The organism is Pacificimonas aurantium (assembly GCF_020092905.1).
In the GTDB taxonomy this organism is placed as follows: domain Bacteria; phylum Pseudomonadota; class Alphaproteobacteria; order Sphingomonadales; family Sphingomonadaceae; genus Pacificimonas; species Pacificimonas aurantium.
The window spans coordinates 1,188,468-1,206,266 of the sequence record NZ_JAGSGB010000001.1 but is presented as its reverse complement, the minus strand read 5'-3'; the positions used below and the strand labels follow the sequence as shown (position 1 = coordinate 1,206,266).

14 protein-coding genes are annotated in these 17,799 nt (G+C 66.1%); 9 read left to right on the top strand and 5 right to left on the bottom strand.

The window, feature by feature from the left end; translation table 11 throughout:
• Positions 1-75 precede the first annotated feature (75 nt).
• A complete protein-coding gene (locus KCN53_RS05830) occupies positions 76-3,078 on the bottom strand; it encodes a TonB-dependent receptor (RefSeq protein WP_172406135.1) in 3,003 nt (1,000 codons plus the stop codon).
• A gap of 250 nt (positions 3,079-3,328) precedes the next feature.
• Here KCN53_RS05830 and KCN53_RS05825 point away from each other — a divergent pair, with 250 nt between their 5' ends.
• Positions 3,329-4,747, top strand: a complete 1,419-nt coding sequence (locus KCN53_RS05825) for an FAD-binding oxidoreductase (protein ID WP_088711016.1) — start codon at positions 3,329-3,331, stop codon at positions 4,745-4,747.
• Positions 4,744-5,238 carry a GNAT family N-acetyltransferase gene (locus tag KCN53_RS05820; protein ID WP_088711017.1) on the top strand — a complete coding sequence of 165 codons (495 nt, stop codon included), beginning with the start codon at positions 4,744-4,746 and terminating at the stop codon, positions 5,236-5,238. The genes KCN53_RS05825 and KCN53_RS05820 overlap by 4 nt, the downstream gene beginning before the upstream one ends.
• 20 nt (positions 5,239-5,258) lie before the next feature.
• Here the strand turns inward: KCN53_RS05820 and KCN53_RS05815 are convergent, their stop codons facing one another.
• Positions 5,259-7,040, bottom strand: a complete 1,782-nt coding sequence (locus tag KCN53_RS05815; RefSeq protein WP_088711018.1) for an acyl-CoA dehydrogenase — start codon at positions 7,038-7,040, stop codon at positions 5,259-5,261.
• Between the two features lie 112 nt (positions 7,041-7,152).
• Between KCN53_RS05815 and KCN53_RS05810 the strand changes: the two genes are divergently transcribed.
• The 4 genes from KCN53_RS05810 to KCN53_RS05795 all read left to right on the top strand — a co-directional run bounded on the left by KCN53_RS05810 (position 7,153) and on the right by KCN53_RS05795 (position 10,176).
• Positions 7,153-7,533 (top strand): hypothetical protein, encoded by a 381-nt coding sequence (locus KCN53_RS05810; protein WP_088711019.1) that lies wholly within the window; start codon positions 7,153-7,155, stop codon positions 7,531-7,533.
• A 38-nt stretch (positions 7,534-7,571) separates the two neighbouring features.
• Positions 7,572-8,624: a transporter family protein gene (locus KCN53_RS05805; RefSeq protein WP_088711020.1), complete on the top strand. Its 1,053-nt coding sequence runs from the start codon at positions 7,572-7,574 to the stop codon at positions 8,622-8,624.
• A 38-nt stretch (positions 8,625-8,662) separates the two neighbouring features.
• Entirely contained in the window at positions 8,663-9,595 is a 933-nt protein-coding gene (locus tag KCN53_RS05800; protein ID WP_172406137.1) for an L-threonylcarbamoyladenylate synthase, read from the top strand.
• A gap of 95 nt (positions 9,596-9,690) precedes the next feature.
• Positions 9,691-10,176: a RidA family protein gene (locus tag KCN53_RS05795; RefSeq protein ID WP_088711022.1), complete on the top strand. Its 486-nt coding sequence runs from the start codon at positions 9,691-9,693 to the stop codon at positions 10,174-10,176.
• A gap of 93 nt (positions 10,177-10,269) precedes the next feature.
• On the opposite strand, the gene KCN53_RS05790 is transcribed toward KCN53_RS05795, so the two are convergent.
• On the bottom strand, positions 10,270-10,599 hold the full coding sequence (locus KCN53_RS05790; RefSeq protein WP_088711023.1) for a hypothetical protein: 330 nt from the start codon (positions 10,597-10,599) through the stop codon (positions 10,270-10,272).
• 648 nt (positions 10,600-11,247) lie between these two features.
• Here KCN53_RS05790 and polA point away from each other — a divergent pair.
• The 3 genes from polA to KCN53_RS05775 all read left to right on the top strand — a co-directional run bounded on the left by polA (position 11,248) and on the right by KCN53_RS05775 (position 16,172).
• A complete protein-coding gene (gene polA, locus KCN53_RS05785; RefSeq protein WP_088711024.1) occupies positions 11,248-14,037 on the top strand; it encodes a DNA polymerase I in 2,790 nt (929 codons plus the stop codon).
• 20 nt (positions 14,038-14,057) lie between these two features.
• The gene (locus KCN53_RS05780) at positions 14,058-14,360 is read left to right on the top strand and encodes a DUF3297 family protein (RefSeq protein WP_088711025.1); all 303 of its coding nucleotides are present in this window, start codon (positions 14,058-14,060) and stop codon (positions 14,358-14,360) included.
• Between the two features lie 78 nt (positions 14,361-14,438).
• On the top strand, positions 14,439-16,172 hold the full coding sequence (locus KCN53_RS05775) for a putative bifunctional diguanylate cyclase/phosphodiesterase (protein WP_143712155.1): 1,734 nt from the start codon (positions 14,439-14,441) through the stop codon (positions 16,170-16,172).
• On the opposite strand, the gene KCN53_RS05770 is transcribed toward KCN53_RS05775, so the two are convergent.
• Together KCN53_RS05770 and KCN53_RS05765 are read right to left on the bottom strand one after the other, a co-directional pair.
• Positions 16,077-16,853, bottom strand: a complete 777-nt coding sequence (locus KCN53_RS05770; RefSeq protein WP_088711027.1) for a precorrin-2 dehydrogenase/sirohydrochlorin ferrochelatase family protein — start codon at positions 16,851-16,853, stop codon at positions 16,077-16,079. The genes KCN53_RS05775 and KCN53_RS05770 overlap by 96 nt on opposite strands.
• 5 nt (positions 16,854-16,858) lie before the next feature.
• Positions 16,859-17,785 carry a divergent polysaccharide deacetylase family protein gene (locus KCN53_RS05765; protein WP_088711028.1) on the bottom strand — a complete coding sequence of 309 codons (927 nt, stop codon included), beginning with the start codon at positions 17,783-17,785 and terminating at the stop codon, positions 16,859-16,861.
• Between the last annotated feature and the right edge of the window lie 14 nt (positions 17,786-17,799).

The window sequence follows — 17,799 nt, the reverse complement described above, 5'->3', positions numbered from 1 at the left end:
GGCAAACCCTGTGTGGATTGCCGCCCCTTCCCCCTTTTTATCCCGTCGTGCCGCCCTTTTCGCGGCCAGGGCCCGCTAGAAGCGGAAGCCCACCGCGGCGCCGTAACGCTGCGGCTCGGTCAGGTAGATGTTGGTGAACAGGCCCGACGACTGGTCGGTCACGTACCGGCCCGTCTGCGCCTCCACGTCGAACGCGTTCGTGATGAAGCCGCGCACGTAGAAGCGATCGTCGGGCGACGTCAGTGTCAGCTGCGCGTTCACGATCTCATAGGCACCGATCTTGTCGACAGGCCGGTTGTAGTTGGTCGCGAAGGCGTTTCCGACGAAATTGAGATCGGCACGCGGGGTCAGGACCCATCCACCGGCCAGGTCGATTTCGTACTGCGCACCAACGGAGAATTTCCAGTTCGGCGAGTTGAGCAGTTCGTTGCCTGAGAGGTCGAACGGCACGCCGTCGGGAAGGATCGGCGTTCCGTCATTGAGGACGTCCAGCGAGATCAGGTCGGAGGCGGGCCCCAACTCACCTGTGGCCGCCGCACCGGCGAGCGCACTACAGATGGAATAGGCACCCAGTGCCTGCGTGCCCGGTACCGGTACCGCGCCCTGAAGGCCCAGCGCTGAGTTGAACCCACTGACGAGCGCGCCGAGCGTGGCCTGGTCGAGCGTGTCCGAGGTGAACACGCAGTTGCTGGCCGTCGTGATGTCCTTGATGATGACCGCGTTCGAACGCCCGCCCGACGGATCGCGGGTGTCCTGGACCACCAGATCCTTGATCTCCGTCTTCTGGTACGACCCGGTAAGATTGATCGTCAGAGCGTCGGTCGGGTTGAAGACCGACTCCAGCTCGACGCCGTAGATCTCTGCGTCCGTATTGTCGTTGAACGACGTGCGGTTGAAGATGCGGCTGACCTGGAAGTCCGAATAGTCATAGTAGAAGGCGGTCAGGTTGATGACGGCCACGCCGCCGCCGAAGGTATTCTTCGTGCCGATCTCGAAGGCCTTGATGATTTCCGAGTCGAAGGTCTGCGGCGCGTTGAACAGCGAGCTGTCGAACGGCGGGTTGATGCCGCCCGGCTTATAGCCGCGAGAGAAGCTGGCGTAGACCAGCGTGTCGTCGGAAAAGCTGGTATACGGGTTCCAGGACAGCAGCGCCCGGCCCGTCACTTCCTCGAACGAGGCTTCGGACCGGCGGAAGGTCTGCAGGCCCGGCGTGTCGGGATCGGCATCATATCCGCCGGCCTCGAGCAGCTCCGGCGTCAGCGTCGTCGTTCCGAACGGGATGGGCACGTTCGCCAGCAGCTGGCGGTCGGCGACCGACTTGTCGTCCTTCGAGTAGCGCAGGCCCAGCGTCAGCGACAGTTCGTCGGTGAAGTCGACATAGGCTTCGCCGAACAGGCCATAGCTATCCAGCTCATAGTCGTTTGTTTCCGACGAGAAGGTCGTCGGACCTGTGGCCGCGGCAAAGCCGCTCGCGGGACCGCCAAGCAGCAGGTTCGCATAATCGAGGCCCGACGCCGCCACATAATAGTTCGTGTCGACCTTGGCGTGCAGGTAGATGCCGCCGAGGAGGAAGTTGAACGGACCGTCGAAGTCGGACGCGATGCGGGCCTCGGCGGACCACTGCTCCACATCGTCGGTGTCGCGGTCATATTCGGTCGTGTTGTCGGCGCAGCCATAGATGTCGCCGCCGATGAACCCGACATAGTCGCGGTTCGCGTCCGACACGCAGATCTGTCCGTTCTGGAACAGCGGCGTGGCGAGGATTCCCTGTGCGATGCCTGCCAGCGGGAATGCGGGATTGGCCGGGTCGGTGATCGACGCGAAGGCCTGCAGCTGGGCGATCTGCGGCAGGACGCTCGACGTGACGTTGAGGTTATAGTCGCCGTAGGAGTCGGTTTTCGCCGTCGAGTAACCGCCGTTCAGCGTCGCTGTCAGGTTGCCGAAATCATGCTCGAGCTCGCCCTGCGCCACGAAATATTCGGACTCGTAGGTCGGCTCGAAGTCGATCGAGACCGCGCGCAGATTCTCGGGCGTCACAGTATCGGCGAACGGGTTCGGCCCGTACAGGCTTCCAAGCGCGAAGGGCGCCAGCGCCGGCGAGGCGGCGACCGTCAGGAATTCGGCACTCGACAGGATCGTCGCGAGCGTCGCGTTGCCGTTCACGGGCTGAGTATCCAGCCGGTCGGGACGGCAGCCGAGAACGCCGGTCGGATCGGTCGCGCACAGCTGCTTCTGGTTGCGCGCCCGGCTCGAATCCTCCTTCTGATACTGCACCGTGACATAGCCCGACGTGTTCGAGGTCGGCTCGAACCCGATCGTGCCGCGCAGCGAATAATTGTCGCGTCCGTCGATATCGTCGCCGGTGAACAGATTGTCGGTGAAGCCGTCGCGGTTCAGGTAGAGACCGGCCAGGCGGACGCCCACTGCATCGCCCAGCGGCACATTCACCATGCCGCGCGTGCTCAGCGCATTGTAATTGCCATATTGCACCTCGCCGCTCGCGCCGAAGCCGGACAGGTCGGGCTTCGCGGTGATCAGGTTGATGACACCGCCGGTCGCGTTGCGGCCGAACAGCGTCCCCTGCGGGCCGCGCAGCACTTCGATACGTTCGATGTCGAAGAACTCGGTGTCGAACAGGCCGCCCGATCCCAGCAGCGGCATGTCGTTGATGTGCACACCGACGCCCGCGTCGCCGGACGCGGCAACCACCGGTGAGCCGATACCGCGAATGGTGATGTTCGCGCCGCCGAAATTGCCGCCGGTGAAGGTCGTGTTGGGCAGCGCCTGCTGCAGGTCGAGCGTGTTCTCGATCTGCTGAGCCGCCAGCGATTCGTCGGAGAAGGCGCTGACCGCGACCGGCACGTCCTGCAGGCTTTCCGCCCGCCGCTGTGCGGTGACGACGATGGTCGGAATGCCGCGCGTGACTGCGGCTTCGGGAACGCCCCCGGCAGCTGGGGTACTCGCGGCTTCTGCGGGCGTCTGGGCAACTTCCTGTGCCGCCGCTGGATAGGCAGCGACAAGCGCGGCAAGGGACACGGTGGCGGCAAACGCACTTCGGGCGCGCACGGTCTTCGACATATTCGGCATCCTCCCCAGGATTATGTTGGTCTCGCCCGCCCGTTTCTTTTGTGAAACGTAGCTGGCACCTGCCGGGGAGTGGTGTGCTTCTTGAAGTCCCCCGGATTAGCGTCTCGATCTTCCGAGCCTGCGACAAACTTGTCCAGCCTCTACAGCCTAGCAAAACTGCGAAATCTGGCGACTTGCCGCCCCGACCGTCACTTTCCTGCAACGGTCGCTCTTTTTCCCGAAGGGCGGTAGGGGCCGCGCCATGGACGATCGGTTGAAAGAGGAGTTTCGCGCCGCCGCGGGCGGCCAGGCGATCGATCCCGCCTCCAGCCCTGCCGATGCCGAACGCTATCTGACCGACTGGCGCGGGACCAAGACCGGCGCGGCCTCTCTCATCCTGCGCCCCGGCACGACGTCCGAGGTTGCAGACGTCGTTCGCCTTGCCGCGCGCGAAGGCGTCCCCCTCGTCCCTCAGGGCGGCAATAGCGGCCTTGTGGGCGGCTCGGTTCCGGAAGGGGACGGCACCGCGGTCCTTCTTAGCCTCGAACGCATGAACGAGATCCAACTGGTCGATGCCGAGGGCGCGACGGCGCGCGTGCAGGCGGGCGTCATTCTACAGACCCTCCATGAGGCCGCCGCGGAAAGCCAGCTGATGTTCCCCCTGTCGCTCGGCGCCAAGGGCTCCGCGACCATCGGCGGGCTCATCTCGACCAATGCGGGCGGCACGCAGGTGCTGCGCTACGGTGCCATGCGCGCGCAGGTGCTGGGGCTGGAGGCCGTGCTTGCCGGCGGCAATGTGCTGAACCAGCTTGCTCCGCTCAGAAAGGACAATACCGGCTACGACCTGAAGCAGTTGCTGATCGGGGCCGAGGGGACGCTCGGTATCGTCACCCGCGCCTCGCTGCGCCTGCTTCCGGCCCCCGCCGAAACGGCGACGGCGCTGGTCGGTCTTTCCTCGCCGGCAGCTGCGCTTCAGCTGCTGGCAAGGCTGCAGGCCGCCACCGGAGGTCAGGTGGACAGCTTCGAGCTGATCCCCCGCATCGCCGTCGATCTCGTGACGGCACATGTCGACAACACCCGCGACCCCCTCGCCGCCGGGCATGCCTGGTACGTCCTCGCCGAACTGACGGGAACAGGCGCTGAGGGAACCCAGCGCGGCCTTCTCGAAACCGCCCTTGCCGCAGCCATCGAGGATGGGCTTGCCGCAGACGCGGTTCTCGCGGGGTCGGGGCGCGAGCGAGAGGAGCTCTGGCGCCTGCGCGAAACCATTGCCGAGGCCGAGCGCGCCGACGGCCTCGCCATAAAGCACGATATTTCCGTGCCGGTATCGGACATGCCCCGCTTCGTCACAGAGGTCGGCGCCGAAATCGAGCGGCGCTGGCCCGGCACCAGCATGATCGCCTTCGGTCATCTGGGCGACGGCAATATCCACTTCAACGTGCGCTCGACCGACGCGCTCGACCGCGACGATCTCATCGCGCTCCGGCCCGAGATAACCGGGTTCGTTTACGAGCAGATCGCAGCAGCAGGCGGCTCGATCAGCGCCGAACATGGCATCGGCACGCTGAAGGCGGAGGCTCTCGCCCGGCTCGGCGACCCCGGGAAGCTGGCGGCCATGCGGGCTGTGAAGCGCGCGCTCGATCCGCACGGCATCATGAACCCGGGCAAGGTCTTCGCATGAACATCCGTCCGCGCACTCCCGATGACGACGAGGCGATTGCGGAGGTGACCCGGTCGGCATTCACCGCAGGCCCGCGCGGACATGCGGGCGAGGCGGAGCTGGTAGAGGCCCTGCGGCGGGACGGCGATGCCGCCATCGAGCTTGTCGCCGAAATGGACGGCAGGGTCGTCGGCCATGTCATGCTCTCCACCATGCGGGACCCGACAGGTGCGCTCGGCCTCGGCCCCCTCTCCACCTCGCCGGAGGCGTGGCGCCGCGGGATCGGCTCCATGCTTATGGACGCCGCGATCGCCCGCGCGACGGGCTACGGCGCGACCATGATTTTCCTGCTCGGCAATCCGGACTTCTACCGGCGCTTCGGCTTCGCCTCGGAAACGGCGGCAGCCTTCGACAGCGCCTATGACCCGCCCTATTTCCAGGCTCTCCGCCTTACGAAGGACGCGCCCCGCTCGGGACGCGCCCGCTACGCCCGGGCCTTTGGCGAGGACTGATTCGCGCCCGGACCCGCGCCCTACAGCGCTTCGTCGGCGATCGCGTAAAGCGGACCTTCGCCGGCCATGACCGCCCCCAGCAGCGCCATGCCGGTGGGCACCAGTTGCAGGATGAAGAAATCCGCGCTGGCGATCTTGGCCTTCAGGAAGTCCGCGTCCCCTTCGCCGGCATCCAGGCGCCGCCGTGCTTCCTTCGCCTGCTGCGCCATCAGCCAGCCGCCGACGACATAACCGGAAAGACGGGTGAAGGGCTGCGCCCCGGCGGCGGGATCGTTGGCGCCGCGATCCGGATCGGTCAGCCAGTTCGCGCCCGTTTCGAAGGTGGCCGCGGCCGCGGACATGACCGCGCGCTGATCCGGTTCCAGGTCCGGCAGGTCGGCGCGGATGTCGTCCAGCAGCGCTTTCCAGTGCGCGCCGCCCGCCATGTTCAGCTTGCGGCCGACCAGGTCGAGCGCCTGGATGCCGTTCGTGCCCTCGTAGATCGGCGCGATGCGCGCGTCGCGGTAATGCTGCGCCGCGCCGGTTTCCTCGACGAAGCCCATGCCGCCATGGACCTGTACGCCCAGCGAGGCGAGTTCGACGCCGAGGTCGGTGCACCAGGCCTTGGTGATGGGGGTCAGCAGGTCCGCGCGCCCCTGCGCGGCAACCTGCTCGTCGCCCTCCGGCAGGGCGTGCGCCCGGTCGACCGCCGCGGCATTGGCATAGGCCAGCGCCCGCATGGCCTCGGTACTCGTGCGCATGGTCATCAGCATGCGGCGCACATCGGCATGGTCGACGATGGCGACGGGATCGCGCGTCGTCGCGCCGATCTTCGCCGACTGCACGCGCTCCTTGGCATAGGCCAGGGCCTGCTGGTACGCGCGCTCGCCGATGGCGACGCCCTGCAGGCCAACATTGATGCGGGCATGGTTCATCATCGTGAACATGGCGCGCATGCCGCCCATCTCGCGGCCGACCATGAAACCCACGCACGCATCTTCGTCGCCGAAGCTCATCGTGCAGGTCGGCGAGGCATGGATGCCCAGCTTCTCTTCCAGCCCGACGCAGGTCAGGTCGTTGCGGCGCGTGAAATTGCCCTCCGCATCGGGCAGGAATTTCGGCACCACGAACAGGCTGATGCCCTTGGTTCCAGCCGGGGCATCGGGCGTCCGCGCCAGCACGAGATGGACGATATTGTCGGCCACGTCATGCTCGCCCCAGGTGATGTAGATCTTCTGGCCCTTGATGCGCCAGCTGTCCGGAAAGTGGCTATCCTCTGCCGGCGTCGCCGTCGTTCTCAGGGCGCCGACGTCCGATCCGGCCTGCGGCTCGGTCAGGTTCATCGTGCCCGTCCACTCGCCCGAAATCAGCTTTGTCAGGTAGGTCTGCTTCAATTCTTCGGAGGCGTGTGCGGTCAACGCCTCGATCGCGCCCAGCGTCAGCATCGGACATAGTGAAAAGGCCATGTTGGCGCTGGTCAGCTGTTCCTGGCAGGCCGTCGCCAGCGCAAAGGGCAGACCCTGCCCGCCATAGTCGGGATCGCCGCCCAGCGAGCCCCAGCCGCCGTCGACATATTGGCGGTAGCCGTCGCGAAACCCCTCGGGAAGCGTAACGACCCCGTCTTTCAGGACCGCTCCCTTTTCGTCGCCCACCCGGTTGAGCGGTGCCCAGACTTCGCCGGCCAGCTTCCCGCTTTCGGTCAGAATGGCCTCGACCAGATCCTCTTCGACGGCCTCGAAGCCTTCAAGCCTGGCAAGGTCGAACAGGCGGGCGGAGGTCTCCAGCGCGAAACGCTGGTCTTTCAGGGGGGCGGTATAGGTCATGGCGGCCAGATAGACGCTGCGCGCGGAAAAATCATCCGCGTCGGGTGAACCTTTTGCCGCGGCGTGCGCACCTCGCTTGCCTTTCGCGCAGGTTTCACGTCAGAGCGCCGCCATGCGGCTGCAACGCCCTCTTGTCTGGGCTCTCCCCTTCGCGCTTCTCGTCCAGCTCTGGGCGATGGCGACTTGCTGCCTGCCGTCCTCCGTAACCGCCGAAAGCGTCTTCGCGCCCGGCGGTACGCTCGTCATCTGTTCGGGTGCGGGCACCAGGACCCTCGACCTGGCGGACGAGACCGGCGATCCGTCCGGCAAGAAGTCCTCGCATGGCGATCTGTGCGGCGGGCTGTGCGCACCGGCCCTGCTGGCCGTCGTCCTGCTTGCCGCCCTTCTCTTCCATTCCGACGCGCGCCTGTTCGGAATTCGCCCACCCCGCGATGTGCGCCCCCGCGCGCCGCCCCCGGCCTATCTCGCACGCGGACCGCCCCTGTTCGCCTGACACCACCCGGTTGATCAGACGAAGAAGGATTTTTGAAGATGAAGACCAGTTTTCCCGTCGCGGCGCTTGCCGCGGCGCTGCTCCCGTGCGCGGCTTTTGCGCATGACGTGTCCGCGCTCGACCACGCCCCGATCGGCGTCATGGGCGACCATCGCCATGCCGCCGGCGAACTCATGTTCAGCTACCGCCTGATGCATATGGAGATGAGCGGCGTGCAGGTCGGCACGGGCGACATCTCCGCCGACACGGTCGCCACCACCATTCCCAACCGCTTTTCCGGCATGGCCGGCCAGCCGCCGACCCTCCGCATCGTACCGAAGTCGATGCGCATGGATATGCACATGCTGGGGGGCATGTACGGGCTCAGCGACCGCGTCACGCTGATGGGAATGGCGAACTATGTCACCAGGGAGATGGACCTCATCACCTATCAGGGCGGCATGGGCACAGCCGTCCTCGGTGACTTCGGAACGGCGCCCGGCGGCTTCGGCGACACCAGCCTCACCGCACTCATCGGTCTTGGCGAAACGGTGCATCTGAACGCCGGGATTTCGATCCCGACCGGTCCGATCACGAAGAGCGGGGACGTCCTCACCCCCATGGGCATGCGCCAGGAGATGCGCCTGCCCTACCCGATGCAGCTTGGGTCCGGCACCTGGGACCTCCTCCCCGGGATTACCTATACCGACCGGACCGGTCCTTTCGGCTGGGGCGGGCAGGTGAAGGGCACGCTGCGTCTGGGCGAGAACGACGAGAACTATCATCTCGGCGACACGGTCACGGGAACCGCATGGGCAGCCTACGCTCTCGATCCGGCCGTATCCGTTTCGCTGCGCGCCGAAGGGGAAAGCGTCGGACGTATCGAGGGGATCGACCCGGCTATCATGGGTCCGGTGCAGACGGCCAACCCCGACTTTTCCGGCGGCGAACGTGTCACCGCGTTTGCGGGCCTCAACCTCGTCGCGACGCACGGACCTCTGGCCGCGTGGCGGCTGGGACTCGAGGCGGGCATGCCGGTCGTCCAGGACCTGAACGGCCCGCAAATGCCGCGCGACTGGTCTTTGACGCTCGGCATTCAGAAGGGCTGGTAGCTTTTCGCGGCATGCGGGGACGGCTATGGCCGGTCCGCATGCCGCGTCTCCTTTCCGCCAGCGATCCCGAAGCCATCTCCGAAGCCGTCTCTGCCCTCGGACGCGGAGCGCCGGTCGTGCTGCCCACCGAAACCGTCTACGGTCTTGCTGCCGACGCTGCGAACGGGGAGGCCGTCGCGAAAGTTTACGCCGTCAAGGGGCGCCCCGCCTTCAATCCGCTGATCGCCCATGTCTCCGGTCCCGGCATGGCTGCCGACCATGCCGACCTGTCTCCGCTCGCCGAGCGGCTCATGGCGGAATTCTGGCCCGGACCCCTCAGCCTGGTCCTTCCCCGGCGAAAGGAAAGCACCATCGCCGCGCTGGTCACCGCCGGGCTGGACACGGTCGCGCTGCGCATGCCGGCGCATCCCGTGCCGCAGAAGGTGATCACCGCGCTCGGGCGGCCGCTCGCAGCGCCGAGCGCGAACCGCACGGAAACGATCAGCCCGACCACCGCCGCGCATGTCGTCCGCAGCCTGGGCGAGGATGCGCCGCTGATCATAGACGCTGGGCCGTGCGACGTCGGTCTGGAATCGACGATCGTCGCGGTCGAGGGGGACCGTCTCGTTCTCTTGCGCCCCGGAACGGTCACGGCGGACCGGCTGTCCGCCCTGGCACCTCTCGGCTTCGCACAGGAGGATGGCGGCGTCCGCGCCCCCGGCATGACCAAGCGTCACTATGCGCCGTCAAAGGCGCTGCGCCTCGACGCGAAGACCGCGAAACCCGGAGAGTTCCTGATCGGCTTCGGCGATGTCGAAGGAGACGAGACGCTCAGCGAGACCGGCGACCTTGCCGAGGCGGCGGCGCGGCTCTTCGCGCTGCTCCATGTCGCCGACCGGTCGGACAGCACCGCCATCGCCGTCGCTTCCGTGCCCGGGGAGGGGCTCGGCGCGGCCATCAACGACCGGCTGCGCCGCGCGGCGAGCGCATAGCGCGCCGGGGCCGGGATTGAACCTTGCCCTCTCGACGGTCCGCGACCCTGCGGCTAGCCATCGGCAAACAGGATCGTCGAGAGGGACATCGGGTAATGAAGAATTCCACTGCCGCGGCACTTGGCGCCGCCTTGCTCCTCCCGGTCATCGCAACCGCCGCGTCCGCGAGGCCCGACGACGGCGCGGACGATATCGTCCGTCATGAGAGCGAGGCGTTTCGCGCGGGCGGCTATCCTTTTTCGGAAGCTGTCGAAGCGGGCGGCTTTCTCTTCCTGTCGGGCATGATCGGGACGCAGCCCGGAACGGCCGGCGGGCTCGAGGAGGGGATCGAGGCACAGTCGAAGCGGGTGATGGACAATATCCAGGCTGCGCTCGCAAAGCACGGCCTTGGCATGGACCGCATCGTGAAATGCACCGTCATGATCGACGACATGGACGACTGGGCGGCGTTCAACGAGGTCTACCGCACCTATTTCGACGGCAGCTATCCGGCCCGGTCCGCGTTCGGCGCCGACGGGCTTGCGCTCGGCGCTCTGGTCGAAGTCGAATGTATCGCTCTTGCCGGTTCGAACTCCGGCTGAGCGTCCTGTCCGTTGCGGTTTGGCATTGCCGGAGTGCGGAACGTGGGGGGACAGGTTGGGGGTGTCCCGCACTCCGGCGCCAGCTAGAGGACGCTAGAACGCCCTGTAGCCAAGCTGTACGGCCGCCTTCTCGTCGGCCTGTTCGAAGGCGGCGAGGATCGCCTCCTTCTTCTGTTCGATGCATTGCCGGCGCAGGCGCCGTTCGGTGATCCGGCTGCCGGTCGGGGTCGGGCAGGCACGGCGCGCCCAGCGCTCGGCCCGCGCGGTGCGCACCTCGTCGCTTTCGCCCGCATCATGTTCGATTTGGTGTTTCGGCGGCTTCGCCACCGCGGCATCGAAGCTTCCCAGCGCGAAGGCCGAAGCCAGGCACGCTGCGGCGAGGAGGACATTCCGTCCCGGTCTCGCCGTCGCAAAGTTGGTCATCTCGCTACATCCTCTGATCTGAACCTGTTTTCATTGGGGCCGCCGGGGGCATCAGCGCCGCCAGCGATGGGCGAGCTTCTGACCGAACGCGGCGCCGAAATCCTGCGGCGCTCGTGGAATTCTCCTGATTTCTGCGCGCGCCCTTCCGCAGCCGCGACATGGCCATTTTATCCTGTTTTTACGGCTGGTTATCCTGCTCCGAGTCACCGAAAAGGCGCGCTGAAATTCTGAAAAAGTTCTGAGGGCCGGCGGCCGGCACCGTCCTTAGGCCTCGCGGACTCGGCTCGGCGGCGACGCCGCTTGCCAAGCGGCGAACGACAGACAAGGACGAAAAGAAAATGATTGGGGAGGTCAGCCCTCTTCGGCGCTCTCGAGCAGCCCGAAGGCGTCATCGACATCGTGACGCCCTGAACCCGGATGCGACACGCCGTTTCGCAGGCGCCGCCCCGCCTTTCAAAATAGGACCGAATGCGCGATGAGGGCGGCGATGATGTTCCCCGGCCCGCCCCTAGCGTCCAGATTCTCTCCAACCCCGCCGGCGCCCCATGCGCACGCGTCACACGCGCGCCCGCCCGCGCCCGGCGCACGCGCGTTCGAGTGTGACCTTTGTGACCTTTCGCCGGGCGCGGCGCCCCGCCGGAACGCCCGATGAGCGAGCAGAAGCATCTCTACCTGGTCGACGGCTCCAGCTTCATTTTCCGGGCCTACCATGTGCTCCCGCCGCTGACGAACAGCGAGGGGATTCCCACCGGCGCGGTCTACGGCTTCGCCAACATGCTGTGGAAGCTGATCGACGAGCTGAACGACACCGACGGGCCCACGCATCTCGCGGTGATTTTCGACGCCTCGTCGCACACGTTCCGCAACGAGATGTACGACCAGTACAAGGCGAACCGTCCCGATCCGCCCGAGGACCTCGTCCCGCAATTCCCGCTGGTCCGCGACGCCACTCGCGCCTTTTCTGTCCCGTGCATCGAGGAAGAGGGGATCGAGGCCGACGACATCATTGCGTGCTACACCCATGCCGCCCGCAAGGAGGGGTGGAAGGTCACCATCGTGTCCTCGGACAAGGACCTGATGCAGCTCGTCGACGACGGGCAGGTCGACATGCTCGATACGATGAAGAACAAGCGCATCGGTCCTGCCGAGGTCGAGGAGAAGTTCGGCGTCCCGCCCGCAAAGGTCGGCGAGATCCTCGCGCTTATGGGCGACAGCGTGGACAATATTCCCGGCGTGAAGGGCGTGGGCGTGAAGACCGCCGCGCGCCTGATCACCGAATATGGCGACACCGAAACGCTGATTGCCCGTGCTGACGAGATCAAACAGCCCAAGCTGCGCGAGAACATCCAGAATTCGACCGAGGAAATCCGCATCTCGCGCAAGCTCGTGGACCTCTATTGCGACTGGAATCTGACCGAACCGCTCGACTCGCTTGAACTGAAGGACCCGCCGAAGGAGCCGCTGGCCGAATTTCTCGGCAAGCACGGTTTCAAGTCGATGCTGACGAAGCTGGGCGTGCGCTCCTCCGGCACGCCCAAGCCCGCAACGCCGCAAACCCCGGTGAATGTCGAGCAGGTCCCGTTCAAGCATGAGGACTATGAGACGGTAACGACCGTCGAGGCGCTCACTTCCTGGGTCGAGGAAGCGCGGACCTGCGGCTGCCTTGGCTTCGATACCGAAACCAACGACCTCAATTGCATGCGGGCCGAACTGGTGGGCATCAGCCTCGCCACGCGGCCCGGCCGCGCCTGCTATGTCCCCCTGGCGCATGTTTCCGACGAGGGGCTCCTCGGGGAAGCCCCCGAGCAGGTCGACTGCGAGGAGGCCCTCGCCCTGCTCAAACCGCTGCTGGAAGACCCGGCCGTGCAGAAGGTCGGCCACAACATCAAATATGACCTGCTGGTCCTCAGAAACCGGCACGGCATCGACGTCGCGCCGATCGAAGACACGATGCTGATGGGTTATGTGCTCGACTGCGGCAAGCATGTCGGCGGCCAATATGGCCTCGATCCCGCCGCCAAGCGCGAGCTTGGACATGAGACCATCCCCTTCAAGGAGGTGGCCGGAACGGGGCGAAACCAGGTGACCTTCGACAAGGTTCCGCTCGACAGGGCGACCGAATATGCCGCCGAGGATGCCGACGTGGCGCTTCGGCTCTACCAGGCGTTCAAGCCGCGTCTGTGGCGCGACCGGATGACGACGGTCTACGAGCGGCTCGAACGGCCTCTCGTGCCCGTCCTCGCCCGCATGGAAGAGCGCGGCATCGCCGTCGACCGGGCCGCCCTCTCGCGGCTCAGTGCGGACTATGCCGACCGTATGGCGGCTCTCGAAACCGAGATTCACGAGCTGGCGGGCGAGGAGTTCAACATCGGCTCGCCCAAGCAGCTCGGCGAAATCCTGTTCGGCAAGATGGGCCTTCCCGGTGGGCGGAAATCGTCCAAGACCGGCGCTTATTCGACCGATCAGGACACGCTGGAAACGCTCGCGGTCGACGATTTCGAATTGCCCAAGAAGGTGCTCGACTGGCGCCAGCTCGCGAAACTGAAATCGACCTATGCGGATGCGCTGGTAGCCGCTGTGAACCCGCGCACGAACCGCGTCCACACCAGCTTTACCCTCGCCGCGTCCACGACAGGCCGGCTCGCCTCGTCCGATCCCAATTTGCAGAATATCCCGATTCGGACCGACGAAGGCGCGAAGATTCGCGAAACCTTCATTGCCGAGAGCGGCAACGTCCTCCTTTCGGCCGACTATTCGCAGATCGAGCTCAGGCTGCTGGCGCATATCGCCGATATTCCGCAGCTGAAGCAGGCCTTCGAGGGCGGGGTCGATATCCACGCCATGACGGCATCCGAGATGTTCGGCGTGCCGGTCGAGGGCATGGACCCGATGATCCGGCGCGATGCGAAAGCGATCAATTTCGGCATCATCTACGGCATCTCCGCCTTCGGTCTGGCGCGTAATCTGGGCATCCCGCGCGACAAGGCCGCGGACTACATCAACCGCTATTTCGAACGCTTCCCCGGTATTCGGGAATATATGAACCGGACGAAGCTGATGGCGCGCGAGAAGGGCTATGTCGAAACGCTGTTCGGCCGCCGCACCTACACGCCGCTCATCAAGTCGCAGCGCCAGAACGAGCGCGGCTTTGCCGAGCGCGCCGCCATCAATGCACCGATCCAGGGATCGGCGGCCGATATCATCCGCCGCGCGATGACGCGTATCGAGCCCGCGCTTCAAGGCGAAGGGCTCGAAGCCGCGCGCATGCTCCTCCAGGTGCATGACGAACTCATCTTCGAAGTCCCCGCCGACAAGGCCGAGGCCGCGGGGACCGTCATCCGCAAGGTGATGGAGGAGGCCTGCGCGCCGGTCCTTGAACTCGACGTACCGCTCGTGGTCGATGTCGGCACGGGCGCCACATGGGCTGCCGCACATTAAGTGCGAGAAGGAATTACAGAATGACCGAAGACACCGAAAACCCCGAAGCTGGCTCCGAGACCTCGCCGGCGACCGCCGACACGCCCCCCGACCGGCTGAGCGTCAACCCGCACAGCGACTATTTCGAACCGGAGGTCCTGCAGCGCGGGATCGGCATCCGGCTGAACGGCGTCGAGAAGACGACGATCGAGGAATATTGCGTGTCCGAGGGATGGGTGAAGGTCGCGGCCGGCAAGTCCCGCGACCGGCACGGAAACCCCATGATGCTGACGCTGAAGGGGAAGGTCGAACCCTATTTTAAGGACGCGGCGGAAACCGACTAGCGCTTAAGCGCTTTATTTACGTGTGGCCCCTAGGGTCGTGACCCAGGGGAATCGGGCAGACACGTGTTTTCAAAGCGCTTGAAGTTCAAACTGATTCTGGTCCAGGGCTGGCTGATGCTGGTGGGCCTGGTCGGCGCTCTCGCGCTCTCCTCGATCGTGCCGCGCCCCCTGCCCAGCTGGTATCTGGCAGCGATCGTGGTCCTGCTCGGCCTGACCCTGTCGATTGCCTCCTATGTGGTCATTGCCCGGCTGCTGCGCCGGCTGACCATGGCCATTTCGGACATCGAGGCGGCGATGCGGACCTCCGCGGTCACGATGGACATGCCCGCCTTTTCGGTGACCGCGCGGCGCTCGCTGCCGCATGTGACGGAGGCGCTGGACCGGACGGTGGACCGGCTGCGCAGCGCCTATCAGGGCATGGCCGGGGTGGCGCGCAAGGACGCCGTCACAGGCCTCGCGAATCGCCTGCATTTCGCAGAGACGGTAACCAGCCATTTTTCCGGCGGCGCTAGCGACGCCGCGCTTCTCTTCATCGATCTCGACCAGTTCAAATCGGTCAACGACAGCCTGGGTCACAGCGCGGGCGACGAAGTGCTGCGCTGCTTCGGCAAGCGGGTCGGGCAGACCCTGGCCGGCAGCGAAGAGCATGCGGACAGCTTGCTGGCCCGCATTGCCGGCGATGAATTCGCCATCTTCCTGCCGGGCGTTTCGGACATAGAAACGGCGCGCCGGACCGCGGGGGCCATTCTCGACTGCCTGGAGGATCCCTTCCACATCGGCAACGATCACCGGCTCGGCATCGGCGCCAGCGTCGGCATCGCCCTCAGCGGTCCGGACTGCCGCACGCTCGACTGCCTGCTGCAGCATGCCGACGCCGCGATGTATGAGGCCAAGGAGGCGGGGCGGAATACCTTCCGGGTCTACGCCGACGAAATGCGGGAAGAGGCGAAGAGCAGGCTCGAGCTCGAGGCCCGGCTTCGCGGCGCGGCCGGCAGAGACGAGTTCGAGCTGTTCCTCCAGCCCCTCGTTTCGCCCTATGGACGCGAGGTGCTGTCGGCCGAGGCGTTGCTGCGCTGGAACGACCCCAAACGAGGCATGATCCTACCTGGCGGGTTCATCGAGCTTGCCGAGGACCGCGGCCTGATCGGCGAGATCGGCAACTGGGTCCTTGGCGAAACCTGCCGCCTCGCCAGGCTGCTCCAGGCCGAACGCCAGCCACTCCGTCTCGGCCTCAATATCAGCATGCGCCAGCTGGAAACCCCCGGTCTTGCCGACCGGGTCGAACGGGCCGTCGCCCGGGCCGGTGCCGACCCGAACCTTCTGGAGGTGGAGATTGCCGAATCGCTGCTCATGCGCGCTTCGGCGGGCGCCGTTCGCACACTCGAGCAGCTTCGCGAACTCGGACTTTCGGTCGCCGTCGACGATTTCGGCATGGCCTATTCGAACCTGCAGCGGCTGCGCGACCTGCCCATCGACCGCGTGAAGATCGACCGCTCCCTGGTGAAGGACATCGCCAACTCCGACAGCGCGTGCGCGATCCTGCAGGCCGTCCTCCGGCTGATAGAGGGCATGGGCTATGACTGCGCGGTCGAGGGCATAGAGAATGACGAACAGGCCCAGATCGTCTCGGTCATCGGCTGCGAGGCCATGCAGGGCTTCGGAATCGCGCGGCCCATGCCTGCCGATGCCTTCCTGGCCTGGGCACGCGAACGCCGCTCAGACGGCGCGGCGGAGTGTGAGGGTCAGCCCCTCCCCCGGCAGATCGCCTTCTCCCAGGGGCAGGACCGCGGCGTCGCGCCGCGCCCTGTCTAGAACGGCGCCGGAAATCCCGGCCTCGTAAAGGATCAGGTCGGCCTGGGAAAGCAGCCGAAGCTGTCGCAGGGTCAGGTCGTCCGGATCGTCGCTGGTCAGGACGATTTCAGCCTTGCCTGCTGCTGCGTCCCCGCGATTTTCGAGCGCGGCGCGGATGGCGGCTCCGGGATCATCGGGTAGCTTGCCGGTCGGATCGAGCGTCCCGCCGCGCGCCATCAACCTGTCCCAGAAGCGCCGCCGCTCCGCGCCGCTTCGAAGACGGGCGTTCACCTCTGCCCGCGCCGCGCGCACGGCGTCCGCCACCTTGCCAAGCTTCGCCGGCAGCAGCGCTTCCAGCCGTTCGCGCAGCACTTTGCTTAGCGTGGCGGAGGCGCCGCCCGTGCCGATGGCCAGGATGACGGGCGACCGGTCGACGATGGCCGGAAAGCTAAAGTCGCAAAGGTCCGGTTTATCGACGACATTGACGAGAACGCCGCGCTCTTTCAGCACGGCTGCGGCGCGCGCCGCCTCGTCGGGGTCATCGATTGCCAGCACAGCAAGCCGCACCCCCGCTTCGTAGCTGCCCACCAGCTTGGCCCCCGCCGCCTCAAGCAGACGCTGCTTCGGCACGAAGCCCTCACCGCCTCCGGCGAGCAGGATCTTTCTTCCCTCGAGCTTCATGAACAGCGGCAGACTATGCACGGCGCTCAGCCTTCCGGCGGCAAATTGCGAACGAGGCGCACCGCGCCGACCAGCGAAACGCCGCGTTCCTCAGCCGTCTCGGCATAATCTGCAAGAGCCTCGGCGGTCACTGGAAGCGCGCGGGCATAGCCGATCGCGTAACCCCGCCGCTTCGCAATCTCGCTGAGCTGCGCCAGCCGGCGGTCGATAAGCTCCCGCTCCGCCGGTTCGTCCAGAAAGAGGTCGTTCGTCCGCGAGGCGACGCCGGCAGCACGCGCCTCCGCCTCGGCGATGCTGCTGGCGGACGCGCGCTGATCGATAAAGGCAAGTTCCCGCGCCGACAGATCGATCATCAGCGGGCCCAGCGCCTCGCGGCTGCGGGTGAAGCGGCTACCCATCATGCCGGTCACACCGTCTACTTCGGGAAAGCGCCCGAGCACCTGCTCCACGGCAGCGAGATTGTCTTCGGCCGAAACATCCGTTCTCAGCGTCCCGGGACCGGGACTTATGTCCGGGTAGCTGTTGGGCTCCATCGGAAGCGAAACGATCACTTCATGACCGTGATCGCGGGTAAGTTCGACCAGACGTGCCAAATTCTCCCCATAGGGGGAAAAGGCGAGGCTAACCTCCGGCGGCAGGGTAGGAATTAGCTGTGCGTCCCGTATGGGCTGCATACCGATCTCGGTCACGAGAATCGCAACCAGCGGCCCCTCCGGAAGCGGCGCTGAGGACTCGCCGGCGGGCGGTCGCTCGGTTCGGCTTTGGGCTGCGGCAGCGGCGCTTTCCTCGGCCGCCAGGACAGCGTCCGATCTAGCCAACGACGACAAGGCGGCCTGCTGCTGCGCCGCGCGCACGGCCTTGGTTTCCGGAAGTCCGGCAAAAGCAAGTGCGGCAAGCCAGGCGGACGCCGCGACCACCACGGCGGCGAGAAGCGTCAGGCCGACGAACTTCATTCCGCCCGCCCGGC